Source organism: Curtobacterium sp. ME12 (assembly GCF_903970855.1).
Taxonomy (GTDB): Bacteria; Actinomycetota; Actinomycetes; order Actinomycetales; family Microbacteriaceae; genus Curtobacterium; species Curtobacterium poinsettiae_A.
Genome location: NZ_CAJCKD010000052.1, coordinates 1 through 15,060 on the forward strand (window position 1 = coordinate 1; position 15,060 = coordinate 15,060).

Sequence of the window (15,060 nt, forward strand, 5' to 3'; positions counted from 1 at the left end):
GTTGTCGGACTCGGAGCATGTCACCTGTGGTGACCCCAGCGGGATTCGAACCCGCGTTACCGCCGTGAGAGGGCAGCGTACTAGGCCGCTATACGATGGGGCCGTTCCGACAACTCGACAAGTATTGCACAAGGCTCGCATCCGCACCAAAACGGGGCGTGTCGCCCGGGTGTGCCGCCGTGTCGGAGTAGGCATACGGTGGGTCGATGACGGCGGATCACGACGCGATCGCAGCGCCTCGACACGTCGGCGGTAGCCCCTCGGCCACGGTCCGGATCGGCCTGTCCGGGTGGCAGTACGACGGCTGGCGTGGGGACTTCTACCCCGAGGGCCTCGCGAAGCGGCGGTGGCTCGAGCACGTGGCGTCGCGGTTCCCGACGGTGGAGCTGAACGGATCCTTCTACTCGCTGCAGCGTCCGGCGCGCTACCGGGCGTGGCGTGCGGCCTCGGGCGGGCAGCCGTTCCGGTTCGCGGTCAAGGGCGGCCGGTACGTCACGCACATGCTCCGGCTGCGGAACGTCGAGACCGCGCTGGCGAACTTCTTCGCCTCGGGTCCGCTGGAGCTCGGGGACACCCTCGGGCCCGTGCTCTGGCAGCTGCCCGAGCGCCTGCTGCCGACGCCGGAGGTGCTCGACGAGTTCCTCGGGGTGCTCCCCCGGACGCACGGTGCGGCCGCCGGGCTCGCACGCCACCACGACGACAAGGTCCACGCCGAACCGGACGGTCTCGTGGAGCCGGAGGAACCGGCGAGGTCGATCCACCACGCGCTCGAGGTCCGGGCAGCCGGCTTCGGCGACGAGCACCTCGACGTGCTCCGCCGGCACCGCGTCGCCCTGGTCGACTCGCACGCCGGCGACTTCCCCCGCTTCCGGGCGGACACCGGGGCACCGCTCGCGTACCTCCGGCTGCACGGTGCACCCCGGACCTACCACGACGGGTACTCACCCCGGGCACTCGGCGGGTGGGCGACGACCGTCCTCGAGCACGCCGAGGCCGGCCGTGACGTCTACGTGTACTTCGACAACGACGCCGAGCGGCACGCTCCGTGGGACGCCCTGACGCTCGACCGCCTGGTCGCGGCGCGATTTCGCCGCGCTTCGTGAGCAGGAATGGTCGCCTCGGGCGCACGGACCCGACCATTCCTGCACACGATGCGGACGGGAGGCGCGTGGCGGCGCCGCCACGGGCCTCCAGGCCGCGCAGTGCCGCGCAGCGCAGCGCAGCGCAGCGCAGCGCGGCGCAGCCCTAGAGCGTCAGCGACTCCCCCGGACGCAGCACGACGAGCGACCCGGCGGGCTCGACGGCCTCGCGGAGCCGCCCCGTGTGCATGCCGAGCCCGACCTCCGACAGGGTGGCCTCGTGGATCGGGTACGCGCGGGACGGCGCGATCGCGGCGACGTAGTCCATCATCTCGGCGACCTTGAGCCACGGCGCCCCGACCGGTGCCGCGAGGACCTCGACCGGGACGCCCGGGTCCGTGTAGGAGTCGCCCGGGTGGAACAGCCGGCCGTTCACGAGCACGCCGGTGTTGTCGACGATCGGCACCGAGGTGTGGATCAGCTGGTGCCGCGTGCCGTGGAAGCTGAGTGCGAAGGGGCCGACCGTCCGGTGGTCGCCGTCCGTGACAACCTCGACGGGGATGTCCGCCTCGACCAGCGCCGCGCGGACCCCCTCCGGTCCGATGACGACGGCACCGGGGTTCGCGTCGAGGATGCGGCGGACCTGCTCGGGGGTGACGTGGTCCGGGTGCTCGTGCGTGAGGACGACGGCGACGACCCCGGTGACGTCGACCGGTCGGGTGAAGTTGCCCGGGTCGAGGACCAGGCGGGCGTCCCCCTCGGTGATGACCTGGCAGGCGTGTTCGAGTTTGGTGACCTCCATGCGGGCGACCCTACGCGGCACCGTGCGGGCGGGGCCCCGTGGTCGCGCGGACGACGAGGTGCGCGGGTGCCGCCGCGATCGGGCCGGCGACACCGCCGTCGACCTCGGCGAGCACCGCCCGTGCAGCGGTGCGGCCCTGCGCCACCGGGTCCTGCGCGACGGTGGTGAGTCCGACGGTGGCGCCGTACTCGTGACCGTCGATCCCCATCACGGACACGTCCTCCGGGACCGCGAGTCCGGCTCGGCGGGCGGCCAGCAGGACACCGAGTGCCATCTCGTCCGAGGCGCAGAGCACCGCCGTCGGTCGCTCCGGCGCCCGTTCTGCGAACAGCACGGCCCCGGCAGCGGTCCCGCCGGCGAACGAGAACCGGCCGTCGAGGGACCACCGTTCCGGCACGGCCTGTCCGGACGACCGCACGGCGTCGAGGAACCCGTCCCGCCGCAGGTGCGGCACGGCGACGTTCATGCCGGCCTCGTCCTGCCCGCCGACGTAGGCGATGCGCCGGTGGCCGAGGGCGTGCAGGTGCTCGACCGCGATCCGGGTGACCTCCCGGTCGTCGACACCCACGTTCCGCAGGCCCGGTGCCGGGCCGCCGATGACGACCATGGGGTGCCGGCTGAGTTCGAGCTCGGCCCGTTCGGTGGCGTCGAGCACCAGGGAGAGCAGCACGAGGCCGTCGACGCGGTGCCGCAGCATCGAGCGTCGGAAGGCCCGGTCGCGGTCGCCGCCCGGGCCGCCGAGGTTGTAGAGGACCAGGTCGTACCCGGCCTGGCGGAGCTCCGCGTCGACACCGCCGAGCGCCTTGACGTAGAACCAGCGATCGATGACGGGCACGACCACCCCGACGGCGCGCTGCCGACCGGTGGCGAGGCCGGCCGCCGCCGAGCTCGGGACGTACCCGAGTTCGTCGGCGACCCGCCGCACCTGCTCGATCGTGGTGTCGGCCACGGTCGACATGCCGCGGAGCGCCCGCGACACCGTGGACTTCGACAGCCCCGTGACGGTCGCGATCTCCTGGATCCCCATCGGTGCGACCCGGGAGGCCCGTCAGCCGTCCGTGCCGTGCGTCACGTCCGCCGGTGCGTCGGGTCCACCCCGTCGGGCCGCCACCGCAGACACGCCGCGGTCCGCCCGGCGTTCCGGCACGCGTGCGGTGCGCGCCGGCCGTCGTGCAGCCGGAGCGACCTCGTCCCAGCCAGCGTGCTCGTGCACCCGTCCGTCCGCGCCGGGTCGGGGGCGGCGACCGGTGGGGTCGGTGACCGACGTGCGCACCGGGGCGACCGCGGGCGCAGCGCCGACGCCCCGGGGTGCGGGGCCACCCGTGCCGCCCTGCGCCGCGGTCCGGCGGAGGACGGCGACACGCCACCGGTCCAGGGCGACGACGCCGAGCACGCACACGAGCAGGGTGAGCGCCCAGCCGAGTGCCGGTCGCCCGGTGAGCTCGCAGAACACCGTGACGCCGAGGAACAGGACGCCGAACATGCCGACGAAGCCGATCGCCTCTTCGATGTGGGCGGTGGGACGGGTGGGTCCGCGCTGGGCCACGGTCGTCAGCCCTTCACGCCGCCGGCGGTGAGCCCCGCCACGATGCGCCGCTGGAAGATCAGCACGAGGATGACCAACGGGATCGTGACGATCGTGCCGGCGGCCATCACCGCCGTGTAGGGCTCCTGGTGCGGCTGCGACCCGGCGAACGATGCGATCGCCACCGTCACCGGCTGTGTCGCGTCGCTCGAGAGCTGCGACGAGATGAGGTACTCGTTCCAGCTCGAGATGAACGCCAGGATCGCCGTGGTGAACACTGCGGGCGCGGCGAGCGGCAGGATGATCCGCCGGAACGCCTGCACCCGGGTGCACCCGTCGATCCGGGCTGCTTCTTCCAGGTCCCACGGCATCTCGCGGAAGAACGACGCGAGCGTGTACACGGTCAGCGGCAGCACGAACGAGATGCTCGGCAGGATGAGCGCCTGGTACGACCCCATCCACCCGATGTCGGTGAACAGCTGGAACAGCGGCGAGATGAGGGCGACGCCGGGGAACATCGACGCGGCCAGGATCGCGCCGGCGATGAGCGACTTGCCACGGAACTCGAGCCGGGCGAGGGCGTACGCCGCCGTGGTGCCGACGAGCAGCGCGATGATCGTCACGACGCCGCCGATGAGCAGGCTGTTGGCGAGCGCCCGACCGAGGTGGTTGCCGAGCGACGTGGAGAACGCCGTCGCGTAGTTGTCGAGCGTGACGTGGGTCGGCCACGGGGTGGCGTCGAACGTGAAGCCGACGTCGCGGAAGCTCGTCACCACCATCCAGTAGAACGGCAGGAGGCACCACACGGCGATGACGATCGCCTGCACGGCCGTTCGGATGCGCGGCCCGGTGTCGCGGCGGACGCGCACCTCGGTGCGGTCGACGGCGCGGTCGCGTGTTGCTGCGGTGGACCGGGGGCGGTCTGCTGCGAGGGTCACTTGAGTTCACCCTTCTGCTGGGCGGCCTGCGTCTGCACGACGTTGGCGCCGAGGAACCGGACGAAGACGAACGCCACGATGAAGATCACCAGGAAGGTGATCGTCGACAGGGCCGACGCCGAGTTGAAGCCCTGCCGGATCTGTTCGACGACCAGGATCGACAGGGTCGTGGTGGCGTTGCCGGAACCACCGCCACCGCCGGTCAGGATCGCGGGTAGGTCGTACATGCGCAGCGCGTCGAGCACGCGGAACAGGATCGCGACCATGAGCGCGGGCTTGATCAGCGGCAGCGTGATGAGCACGAAGCGCTGGAAGGTCGACGCGCCGTCCATCTTGCCGGCCTCGTAGACCTCCTCCGGGATCAGCTGCAGCCCCGCCAGGATGAGCAGCGCCATGAACGGCGTGGTCTTCCAGGTGTCGGCGATGATGACCGCCCACCGGGACGCCCACTCGCCGCTCGTCCACAGGATCTGCTGCCCGAGGACGTGGTTCAGCACGCCGTTCGCGTCGAAGATGAAGTACCAGAGCTTCGCGGTGACGGCCGTCGGGATCGCCCACGGCACCAGGATCGCGGCACGGACGAGCGCGCGGCCCCTGAAGTTGCGGTTCATGATGATGGCCATCCACACGCCGATGACCGTCTCGGCGAGCACGGTGACGACGGTGAAGAAGAACGTGTTGCCCATCGACACCCAGAACTGGGAGCCGAGGCTGCCGGGCGGGCAGGTGACGTTGCCGCACTGCTGGCCGAGCCAGTGCGCGTAGTTCGTGATGCCGGCGAAACCGCCTTCCACGAACAGCTGCGTGGTCTTGTCGAGGCCCTGGTCGAGCTGGAACGACTGGATGATCGCGCTGACGACCGGGTAGCCGATGACGATCGCCAGGAGCGCGATCGTCGGGCCGATGAGGTACACGGCCCACCGGCCGTGCTCGGCGTTGAGTCCGCCCTTGCGCCGCCGGCGCTTCGGTTCCATGCCCGTCGGGTTGGGGATGGCTGCGGGGATCTCGGTTGCTGCTGACACGTGTCGGCCTCCTTGCCGGGGGTGTCGGAACGCAAGTAGGGGGCGGACGGGAGGCCCGTGGCGGACCCGCCACGGGCCTCCCGTCCATCAAGCGGCGTGCGCCGCTAGCTGCTGGTCGCCGACTTGAGGGCGTCCTGCATGTCCTTCATGGCTTCGTCGACCGACTTCGATCCCTTGAGCGCCGCGTAGGTGTTGTCCTGGATCGCCTTCGTGACGGCCGGGTAGAACGGCGTGACCGGGCGCGGCTCCGCCGACTCGATCGACTTGAGCAGCGTCGGCAGGTAGGGCAGCTGCTTCGTCAGCTCGGGGTCGGTGTACAGGTCACCGACGACCGGGGCGAGCGAGCCCTGGGTCGCGAAGAACTTCTGCGTCTCGTCCGAGGTCAGGAACTCGAGGAAGTCGTGCGCCGTGGCCTTGTGCTTGGAGTACACGCTGATCGCGGCGTTGTGGCCGCCGAGCGTGGAGGCACCGACGCCGTCGGCACCGGGGATCGGCGCGATGCCGAAGGTGTCCTTGACCTTCGACGAGCCGTCGGTCTTGGCGAGGCTGTAGACGTACGGCCAGTTGCGCAGGAACAGCAGCTTGCCGGCTTCGAACGCGGTGCGGCCCTGCTCCTCCTGGTAGGTGATCGCCTCGGCCGGGATGTTCCCGTCCTCGAACGCGTCCACCAGGTTCTGCAGGCCGGCCTTCGCCTTGTCGGTGTCGACGTCGGGCGCGCCGTCGCTGCTGAGGACCGAACCGCCAGAGCCGTTGATCGCCTCGGAGGCGTTGACGGTGAGTCCCTCGTACTTCGCGAACTGCCCCGCGTAGCAACCGATGCCGGCGTCCTTCGCGATCTTGCAGTCGTCCATCATCTCGTCCCACGTCGTCGGGGGCGTCTTGACGAGGTCCTTGCGGTAGTAGAGCAGCGCGCCGTCCGAGGTCTGCGGTGCGGCGTAGAGGGTGTCGTTGTAGGTCGCGGTCTTCACCGTCGACGGCAGGAGCTTCGAGGTGTCGATCTCCATGTCGCCGGTCAGCGGCGTCAGCCAGCTCTTCGCGGCGAACTCGGCGGTCCAGACGACGTCCACGTCGACGACGTCGTAGTTCTCGTCCTTCGCCTGGAAGTGCTGCACGAGGTCGTCGTGCTGCTGGTCGGCCTGGTCGGACTGTTCCTTGAAGGTGACCTTCTCGTCCGGGTGGGCCTTGTTCCACTTCGCGATGAGCGGGCGGACGACGTTCGAGTTGTCCTTGCCCTGCACGTAGGTGATCGGCCCGCGGCTGTCCTGGCCGCTCTCGGCGTCGTCCGAACCGGCGCCGGAGCTCCCGCTCGAGCAGCCGGTGAGCACGAGGCCGATGACGGCGACCCCGGCGACGGATGCGAACCGCACCCTGGAGCGTGTTGTCTTCACAGCGATGTCTCCTCATTGAGATCACCAGGGGGCATCGACCGGGTTCGACGACACTGCCCTGGAGCAGGCGCCGCTGCCTGCTGGTGGAGGAAGCTACGCCCGGACCAGCGGGAGCGCAACCGGTTGCATCGGTTCCGTGACCTGAGCGTGACCCATGAGGTTCCCGTGGCTTCCTGGGTGAGCGCTCACCCCCGAGGAGGGCACACGCACGGCGCTGCGGAACCCCGCACGAACCCCGCCACTGGGGAGCCGCGCCGTTGTCCGTGCCGACGGCTCCACGTAGCGTCCACCACATGGCCACCCTCCACACCGCCGACACCGTGCCTGCACCGCGCCGTGTCATCGGCGTCGACCTCGACGCCCCGCTCCCCCGCCTCGTCGCCGACGAGACCGGCGAGTCCGCCATGGTGATCGGCTACCGCGGCGGCCACCCCACCGGCACCCTCGACGTACGGCTCACCGACGACCCGGCCGACGCGGCCCGCGCCCTCGAGGCGCTGCAGGAGACCGTCCTGGCCGACGTCCCCGCGGTGTCGGACGACGACCTGCCGACCATCTCGGTCGTCGTGTCCACCGTCGTCGACCGCGTCGAGGACCTCGGCAGGCTGCTCGACGTCCTCGAGCACCTCGACTACCCGCGGCACGAGGTCATCCTCGTCGACAACCGCGTCCGCGTCCCCGCCGGCGACGCCTTGCCCGCGATGCTCGCCGGGCGGAACGTCCGCCTGGTCGAGGAGCGCCGCCCCGGCCTGTCCGCCGGCCGGAACGCCGGCGTCGCCGCTGCGACCGGCGACGTCATCGCCTTCACCGACGACGACGTCCGCGTCGACCCGCAGTGGCTCCGCGCCATCGGGTCCCGGTTCGTCAGCGAGCCCGGCCTGGACGCCGTCACCGGTGTCATCCTGCCGAGCGAACTCACCACCCCGGCGCAGATCTGGTACGAGGCGTACTACGGCGGGTTCAGCGCCGAGCGCACGTTCTCGCCCGTCACGATCGTCCCCGACGACGTCCAGGGCACCATGCGGCACGCCCGCGTCACTGCGGTCTCCCCGTCCGGCGAGGTCCTCAAGCACTTCGCCGTCTACGGCATCGGCGCGTACGGCGCCGGCGCGAACATGGCCTACCGCCGAACCCTGATCGAGGCCATCGGCGGCTTCGACCACACCCTCGGCGCCGGCTCCCCCGCCCGCGGCGGCGAGGACCTGGCGATGTTCATCGAGACGCTGTGGCGCGGCGGGAAGATCGGCTTCGAGCCGCGCGCGGTCGTGCACCACCGGCACCGCCAGACCATCGAGGACCTGCACAAGCAGCTGCACGGCAACGGCGTCGGGTTCACCGCGCTGATGTTCGCGCTGGCCGCGAAGGACAAGCGGCACGTCGCCGTCCTGGCCCGCCTGATGCCGCTCGCAGCGAAGGTCAAGTCGAAGCAGATGCTGTCCCGTCTGGCCGGGCGCCGCGACGCCGCGACCGAGGTCACCAACGACGCCTCGACCACGCGCATCCCGAAGACCCTGGCGTACCACGAGCTGCGCGGGTTCCCCGCCGGCCCGGCCGCCTGGTTCCGCAGCCGACGCCGCTGGCGCGACGTCGAGGCCGGCCGCTTCCGACCGTAGACGCACCACCCGACGGACGGGAGGCCCGTGGCAGCGTCGCCACGGGCCTCCCGTCCGTGCGTTGCGCACGCAACGAGCGACAAGACACGTGTCGTACGACGACCGTCTTGTCGCAAACCGGGTGCGCCCCCGCCCGCCTCGCCCAGCGCGCCCGCCTCGCCCAGCGCGCCCGCCCCGCACCTCAGCGTGCGGTCAGCCGCCCGGCCACGTACCGCCACGGCCCGCCCAGCGCGGCCGTCAGCTCGGCGCGCTTGAGCCCGCGCGTCGCCTCGGTGAACTCGGCGTCGACGGGCCAGCCGCCGCTCGCGTCGACGGGGCGCTCGTCGGCGCCTTGCCCGAGCGCGCTGAGCCGCCGGAGGGCCCCGACCGCGCGGCGCAGCACCGCGAAGGCGGTCGACGGACGCAGCGCGAGCTTCATGACCCAGGCGCCGAGCCCGGTGCCGTAGCCGATCGCCTGCGAGCGCAACGCGGCACGGTCCTTGCGGTGCTCGTGCCAGACGACGGCCGAGGGTTCCACGGCGAGCGCCCCGCCGGCGAGCAGCACGCGGGTGAACAGGTCCGGGTCCTCACCCGCGCGGGCACGGGTACCCGGGCCGAGTGCGACGTCGAAGCCACCGAGCTGCCGGACGGCGTCGCGCCGCACGGACATGTTCGCGCCGGTGCCGAACGCACCGACCGTGAACGGGAACAGGGGCTCGTCGACGGGCGGTGCTGCGGTGCGGTACACCCGGCGTTCGAGGTTCCGCGCCCAGGTCACCCGCTCGTCGAAGAAGCGCTGCGTGGGGGTCCGCAGCTCGCCGCTCGGGACGAGTCCGGTGACGCACCAGACGTCGGCGTCGCGCTCGTAGGCGGCGGCGATGGCGGCCATCCAGTGGCGGTCGACGACGACGTCGTCGTCGATGAAGGCGACGATGCCGCCGGTGGCGAGGGCGAGTCCGGCGTTCCGGGCGCGGGAGACGCCGGCGCGTGCTTCGAGGACGTAGTGGACGCGCGGGTCGTCGATCGCCGCGACGACGTCGCGTGTGCCGCTGGTGACGGGCGCGTTGTCGACGACGAACAGCTCGAAGTCGTCGTACGCGGAGTCGAGGACGGAGCGCACGGCGCGGGCGAGCGCCACGGGGCGCTCGCGGGTCCCGATGACGACGGAGACGCGTGCGCCGTCCGCGGGGGCGTCGACCGCGAGGCCCGGTGCGGGCAACCGACGCAGGGCCGGTCCCAGCTCGGCCGGGTCCACCGCCCCGCGGTCGTCGACGCGCACGTCGACGAACCCGGCGACGTCGCGGCCGTCGCGCACCATGAGGCGGGCGCGGCGGAAGCCGTCGGCGCCGGCGAGGCGCACGGTGCCGGCGGCGAGCGCCGCGGACCGGTCGACGGCGCCGACCCATGCAGCTCCGGCCCAGGTGGGGGCGTCGGGCGAGGGCATCGCCGGGTCGAGTGTGAGGGCTCGTTCCGCGGTGCTGGTCTGGTCGGTCATGGTCGTCCCGTCGGGCCGGTCTGGTCGGGTGGACGTGGCAATGGTCCGCGCGCGTCGACAGGGGGTCAACCGCGATGCTCGGAGGATGCGGGGAGGCTGCGGTTTGCCGCCACTAGACTCGCGGGAGACGCCGGTCGACCCGCCGGTGCGACCCCGGTCCCCGCCGGACACGAGGAGGACGCATGCCGCTGGCCCGCACGATGGACCGGCTCGGCCTGACCAGGCGTCCACGCCCGACGCTGCGACTGGTGCCGGACCCCGACGCGTCCGACCTCGTGGTGGTGCACCTCGACGCCGACGACGCCGCGTGCGGCACCTGCGGGCACGCCCAGGCGGCGCACGAGCACTACCGTCCGGGCACGGACTGCGCGCTCTGCGACTGCCCGAAGTTCCGCCGCGCCCGCTGACCCGATCCCCCTCGATCGGGGGGCTCCTGCGGGAAACCGCCGTTCCCCCGCAGGTGGTCCCGACCGCCCTTGTCGGTGTTCGTGGGCCCGCTTAGCGTCGCGGACATGGCCATCACTCCCACGCCGCTCGCGTGCATCGTCCTCGCCCACGAGGACCCGACGCACGTCCGTCGGCTCGTGGCGGCGCTCGACCCGTTCCCGGTGTTCCTGCACTGCGACGCGAGCACCGACGACGACGCGTTCGAGGCGATGACCGCCGGCCTGCCCGAACGGGTGCACGTGCTGCCGCGGATGCGCACCGGATGGGCGAAGTGGGAGAACGTCGAGGCCGAGGTCGCCGGCTACCGCGCCGCCCTGTCCGGGACCGACGCCACGCACGTGGCCCTGCTGACGGGCAGCGACTACCCGTTGGCCGACGCCGAGGAGATCTCGGCGCTCCTGGCGGCGAACCCCGGCCGGTCGTTCGTCGAGGCGAAGCCGCTGCCGCATCCCGCGTGGGGTCGGGACGGCGGTCGGTCGCGCGTGCGGTTCCGGCACTGGGCGTGGCGGAAGCACATGCTGCGCCTGCCGATCCCCCGACGCGTCCCGCGTGACGTCGTGTTCGGCGGCGGCTCGCAGCTCAAGGTCCTGGCCCGCCACCACGCGCAGGGCGTCGTCGACGTGTTCGACCAGCGCCCCGACCTGGTGGCGTTCTGGGAGCGCGTGTGGATCGGCGACGAGACCTTCGTGCCGTCGGTCCTGCTGACCCCGGAGTTCACCCCGGACTTCGCGGACGCCCACGCGGCGCAGCCGCTCTGGTGGATCGGGTGGGACGGCACGAAGCAGAAGAGCCCGCCGTGGCTCGGCATCGAGGACGCCGGCCGGTTGCTGGAGCGTCGCACGTCGGCCGACCAGTCGACGCCGTACGTGTTCGCCCGCAAGTTCTCGACGTCGCGCAGCACCGACCTGCTCGACGTGGTCGACGCGACGTTCGGGCTCCGCACGTCCGCCGACGACCAGCCGGTGGTGGTGGCGCAGTGACCGTCCCCCAGACCCGACGCGAGGCCCGTGCGGCCGAGGCGGCCGCGCTGGCGGCGCAGCCCGACGACGACGAGCTCGAGGCGTCCGTGCAACCGGCGGCCCCCGGCGCGCTGTCCACCGACACCGACTCGATCGCCGTCGCACGCGGCTCGTCGGTGCTGTTCGGCCGCGGACTGCTCTACGTGGTCGTCTGGTCGATGCAGCTCGTCGTGAGCTCGCTGATCTCCCCCGTGCTCGCACACCTGATGCCGCCGGCCGAGTTCGGCGTGCTGGCCTCGGCGATCGCGCTGTACCAGGCGCTGGTGGTCGTGGCCGTGTGCGGCATCGACCAGGCGTCGGTGCTGCAGCGCGCCGAGGACGGCGACGACCGGCGTGCTCGCGGCCTGGTGTTCGTCGGCATGGTCACCGCGGTCACCGTCACGGTGTTCGCCCTGGTGTCGATCCCGCTCTGGGGGGACGCCGCGGGCTTCGTCGATCAGCACCCGCTGCTGCTGGTGGCCGTGCTCTGGACCGGACCCGCCGCGATCGTGCAGCTGTCCCTCGCGCTGCTCGTCGCCCAGGACCGCATCCGCGTGTTCGCCGTCACGAGCCTGCTGTCGTCCGTCGGCGGGTCGATCATCGGCCTCGGGCTGCTCGCCGCCGTGCACGCCGATGCCACCACGTACGCGTGGGGCGGGGTCGTGGCGCAGGGCGCCGCGATGGTGATCGGCATCGTCGCCACGAAGCCGCGGTTCCGCGGTCTGTTCGACCACCGCACCACGGTCCGGGCGTTCAAGCTCGGTGTCCCGATCGCGCTCGGCAGCCTGTCGTACTTCGTCCTGAACGCCGGTGACCGGCTCGTCGTGCAGCGCCTCCTCGGTGCCGACGAGGTCGCCCGCTACCAGATCGCCTACGTCGTCGGCTCCGCGGTCATCCTGCTGCTGACCTTCACGAACCAGGCCTGGGCGCCGCACTTCGCCGCCCTCCGCGACGCCGTGGCCCGCCGCCGGCTCGCGATGCACGCCCGTGACGAGCTCTACATGCTGCTCGCCCCCGTGCTCGTCGCGGTCACGCTCGTGTCGCCGGTGGCGCTGCCGATCCTGGCACCGGCGTCGTACCGGGTCGAGTCCCTCACCGTCGTCGTCTTCGTGGTCGCGTTGACCGCGTTCCCGGTGGTCGCGAGCGGTGCGACCGGCCGGCTCCTGCTGGTCGAGCGCCGCGGGGTGACGGTCGGCGTCATCGGTGCCGTCGCCGGCGTCGTGAACATCGCGGCGAACCTGGTGCTGGTGCCCCTGACCGGCATCGTCGGCGCGGGCATCGCCACCGTCATCGCCTACGCCGTCCTCGCTGCGCTGCAGCAGGCCTCCCTGCCGGACCGCCGCGAGTGGCGCGGTCCCCGACGCCGGGTGCTGCTGGCCATCGCGATCGCGATCGTCGTCGCCGCGGCCTCGCTCCTGCCCCCGCAGGACCTCGCTTGGAACATCGTCCGCGTCGTCGGCGTCGCCGCGTGCCTGCCCTGGTTCTTCCGTCGCCTGAAACTCGCTCGCGGAGGATCCGCATGACCCGTCCCACCTCCCGTCCGCTGCGTGTCGTCGTCGCCACCAACGGACTCGCCATCACCGGCGGCGTCGAACGTTGCGTCGTCGAGGACGTCGGCGTGCTCGTCGCGGCCGGCCACGACGTCGAGGTGTGGCACCGAGCCGGCGCGGACGGCGACCCGGACGCGGGCCGCGCGGTGTTCGACCAGCTGGGCGTCCGACTGCGTCACGCCCGCGACTACCGCTTCGGCATCCGCTCCGCCCCGACGGACGTGCCGCGCTTCGTCCGCGAGGGCCTGCGCCTCCGCCGGTCGCGTCCTGACGTCCTGTGGCTGAACCGTCCGGAGTTCCTGCCGTGGGGCCGCGTGGTGTCGTTCGTGTCCGGCGTCCCCCTGGCCGTCCACCTGCACCACGCCCCGAACTACCGTCGGCTCGGCCCGTTCGCCGGAGGGCGGTCCCGCTACCTGGCGGTCTCGGCGGCGATGGCACGTGCCTGGACCGCCGTCGGTGCTCCGCCGGACCGGGTCGACGTGGTCCCGAACGGCGTCGACACCGCGGCGTTCCCCGCCGCCACCGCTGCGAGCACGCGAAGCGCGCGCACGGCACTCGGCCTCGACCAGGACCGCCCGGTGGTGCTGTACTACGGTCGGCTCACGCGGTCGAAGGGCGTGCTGGCCCTCCTGGAGGCATGGGGGCGCGTCCACGCGTCGGCCCGCGTCCTCGTCGGGCCCGGCACACCGCCCGCCCCGGCTCCGGTGCTCGTCCTGGCCGGTGCGCTGTACCCGGAGGACGCCCCCGCCGTGCACCGCGCGATCGCCGCGCTGCCCGAGGGTGCCGTCGTCGTGGTGCCCGAGCGGGACGACGTCGTCCCGCTGCTGCACGCCGCGGACGTCGTGGTGGCGCCCTCCATCGAGCCCGAGGGGTTCGGCCGCGTGGTCGTCGAGGCGATGTCCACCGGACGCCCCGTCGTCGCGGCGGCGTCCGGCGGCACGGCCGAGATCCTGAGCGGCGAGTGGGCACGCTTCACCGTCGATCCGACCGAGACCGCAGCGCTGGCCGACACGGTCCTCGAGGCGTTGCACGCCGCCGAGGCCGAACCGGGATTGGCGGACCGGTGCCGCGCCTGGGTGCGGGACCGGTACGGCCGGGAGCGGCACGTCGCGGCGGTGCTCGGGGCGCTCGAGGCGCACGCGAAGCACTGACGGACGACGACGACCAGAGCGGTGCCGACGACCAGGTCCCACCGCTCTGGTCGTTCGGGACCGCTCAGTCGTCCGGGACCGTCGTCGCGGTGTCGTCCGGCAGCGACGCGCTCGGCTCGGCACCGTCCGCCGGCACGTCGATCGTCATCCAGTCGATGAGGAGCGACCCGGCGGCGTCCGCCGGCGGGTTCCCGGCGTTCGACCCGGCCTGCACCACCAGGTGCATCCGAGCCGTCGGGATGTTCTCCGTCGTGGTGCCGACGACCTCGTCGTCGACCAGGAACGACATCCGGTCGGCGGTCCACTCGATCGTGTAGGTGTGCCAGTCCTGCAGCGACGCCTCGGTTTGCTGGTGGATGCACTTCTCGGCGGGGTCCGCCAGGCAGTGCACGTTGAGCCACGCGGGCGCGCCGAGCGCTCCCTCGGGGAAGTCGATCTCACCGTCCGACCACAGGTTCTCGTCGCTCCAGAGCAGCACGGCGACGCCGTACCCGTCGACCTCGTCGCTGCGCATCCGGATGCTGTACCGGCCGGCGGTCTGCCCGCCCCACTCGCCGTCGACGAGCGGCACGACACCGCCCGCCAGCGGCACCCCGGCGCGCGTGGTGCGCAGGCGCACGTCGAGCACGCCGTCGTGCGTCGACAGGGTCGACGCCTGGTAGCGCCCCGTCCCCGCGGTGTCGGCGAACCCGTGGTAGGCGACGAACCGGTCCGAGTACCGGGACTCGAAGGTCCGGTTCGTGGCGGCGTCGGCGAAGTCCTCGCCGAACACCCGGGTCCACCCCTCCGGCTCGGAGGTCGGCATCGAGACGCCGCTCGGGTCGTCGAGGGTCACATCGTCACCGTTCGCCGTGGTGGTCGCGGTCGTGGTGCCGGCGACGATGCCGACAGCCACGAGCAGAGCGCCGGCCGCGAACGCGGTCCGGCGGGTGCCGGGGCGCCGCGGCGGCCGGTGCCGGGACAGGCCACGACCGTGTGCCGGTGGGGCGCCGTGGGCCGATGCCGCGTCGTCGGCGACGTGTTCCGACCACGTGGGGCGGGCCTCCTGGCCGTCACCCTGCTCGTCGGTCACC

14 protein-coding genes and 1 tRNA gene are annotated in these 15,060 nt (G+C 72.5%); 6 read left to right on the forward strand and 9 right to left on the reverse strand.

The window, feature by feature from the left end; all coding sequences use genetic code 11:
* Positions 1–27: 27 nt before the first annotated feature.
* Positions 28–103, reverse strand: a tRNA-Glu gene (locus tag H7A73_RS17010).
* A gap of 103 nt (positions 104–206) precedes the next feature.
* Here H7A73_RS17010 and H7A73_RS17015 point away from each other — a divergent pair.
* Positions 207–1,103, forward strand: a complete 897-nt coding sequence (locus tag H7A73_RS17015; RefSeq protein WP_182067052.1) for a DUF72 domain-containing protein — start codon at positions 207–209, stop codon at positions 1,101–1,103.
* Between the two features lie 142 nt (positions 1,104–1,245).
* On the opposite strand, the gene H7A73_RS17020 is transcribed toward H7A73_RS17015, so the two are convergent.
* From H7A73_RS17020 to H7A73_RS17045, 6 genes are all read right to left on the reverse strand, one after another.
* Entirely contained in the window at positions 1,246–1,881 is a 636-nt protein-coding gene (locus H7A73_RS17020) for an MBL fold metallo-hydrolase (protein ID WP_182067054.1), read from the reverse strand.
* 10 nt (positions 1,882–1,891) lie between these two features.
* The gene (locus H7A73_RS17025) at positions 1,892–2,908 is read right to left on the reverse strand and encodes a LacI family DNA-binding transcriptional regulator (RefSeq protein ID WP_182067055.1); all 1,017 of its coding nucleotides are present in this window, start codon (positions 2,906–2,908) and stop codon (positions 1,892–1,894) included.
* Between the two features lie 21 nt (positions 2,909–2,929).
* On the reverse strand, positions 2,930–3,427 hold the full coding sequence (locus tag H7A73_RS17030; protein ID WP_182067057.1) for a hypothetical protein: 498 nt from the start codon (positions 3,425–3,427) through the stop codon (positions 2,930–2,932).
* A gap of 5 nt (positions 3,428–3,432) precedes the next feature.
* A complete protein-coding gene (locus H7A73_RS17035; protein ID WP_241660376.1) occupies positions 3,433–4,275 on the reverse strand; it encodes a carbohydrate ABC transporter permease in 843 nt (280 codons plus the stop codon).
* Positions 4,276–4,340: 65 nt separating this feature from the next.
* Positions 4,341–5,318, reverse strand: a complete 978-nt coding sequence (locus H7A73_RS17040; protein ID WP_182067075.1) for a carbohydrate ABC transporter permease — start codon at positions 5,316–5,318, stop codon at positions 4,341–4,343.
* 152 nt (positions 5,319–5,470) lie between these two features.
* On the reverse strand, positions 5,471–6,754 hold the full coding sequence (locus H7A73_RS17045; RefSeq protein ID WP_182067061.1) for an ABC transporter substrate-binding protein: 1,284 nt from the start codon (positions 6,752–6,754) through the stop codon (positions 5,471–5,473).
* A gap of 293 nt (positions 6,755–7,047) precedes the next feature.
* Between H7A73_RS17045 and H7A73_RS17050 the strand changes: the two genes are divergently transcribed.
* Positions 7,048–8,367, forward strand: a complete 1,320-nt coding sequence (locus tag H7A73_RS17050; protein ID WP_182067063.1) for a glycosyltransferase — start codon at positions 7,048–7,050, stop codon at positions 8,365–8,367.
* Positions 8,368–8,548: 181 nt separating this feature from the next.
* On the opposite strand, the gene H7A73_RS17055 is transcribed toward H7A73_RS17050, so the two are convergent.
* The gene (locus tag H7A73_RS17055; RefSeq protein WP_182067065.1) at positions 8,549–9,841 is read right to left on the reverse strand and encodes a glycosyltransferase family 2 protein; all 1,293 of its coding nucleotides are present in this window, start codon (positions 9,839–9,841) and stop codon (positions 8,549–8,551) included.
* A gap of 182 nt (positions 9,842–10,023) precedes the next feature.
* On the opposite strand from H7A73_RS17055, the gene H7A73_RS17060 reads away from it, so the two are divergent.
* The 4 genes from H7A73_RS17060 (at position 10,024) to H7A73_RS17075 (ending at position 13,987) form a co-directional block, all read left to right on the forward strand.
* Positions 10,024–10,248, forward strand: coding sequence for a hypothetical protein (locus H7A73_RS17060; RefSeq protein ID WP_123312254.1), 225 nt, complete (start codon positions 10,024–10,026; stop codon positions 10,246–10,248).
* 105 nt (positions 10,249–10,353) lie between these two features.
* Entirely contained in the window at positions 10,354–11,268 is a 915-nt protein-coding gene (locus H7A73_RS17065) for a beta-1,6-N-acetylglucosaminyltransferase (protein ID WP_182067067.1), read from the forward strand.
* Complete coding sequence (locus tag H7A73_RS17070) at positions 11,265–12,809, forward strand: lipopolysaccharide biosynthesis protein (protein WP_182067069.1); 1,545 nt, start codon at positions 11,265–11,267, stop codon at positions 12,807–12,809. Before H7A73_RS17065 ends, H7A73_RS17070 begins: the two co-directional genes overlap by 4 nt.
* Positions 12,806–13,987 carry a glycosyltransferase family 4 protein gene (locus H7A73_RS17075; protein WP_182067071.1) on the forward strand — a complete coding sequence of 394 codons (1,182 nt, stop codon included), beginning with the start codon at positions 12,806–12,808 and terminating at the stop codon, positions 13,985–13,987. The genes H7A73_RS17070 and H7A73_RS17075 overlap by 4 nt, the downstream gene beginning before the upstream one ends.
* A gap of 64 nt (positions 13,988–14,051) precedes the next feature.
* Here the strand turns inward: H7A73_RS17075 and H7A73_RS17080 are convergent.
* Positions 14,052–15,060: glycoside hydrolase family 16 protein (locus H7A73_RS17080; RefSeq protein ID WP_182067073.1), on the reverse strand; the 1,009-nt coding region annotated here is incomplete at its 5' end.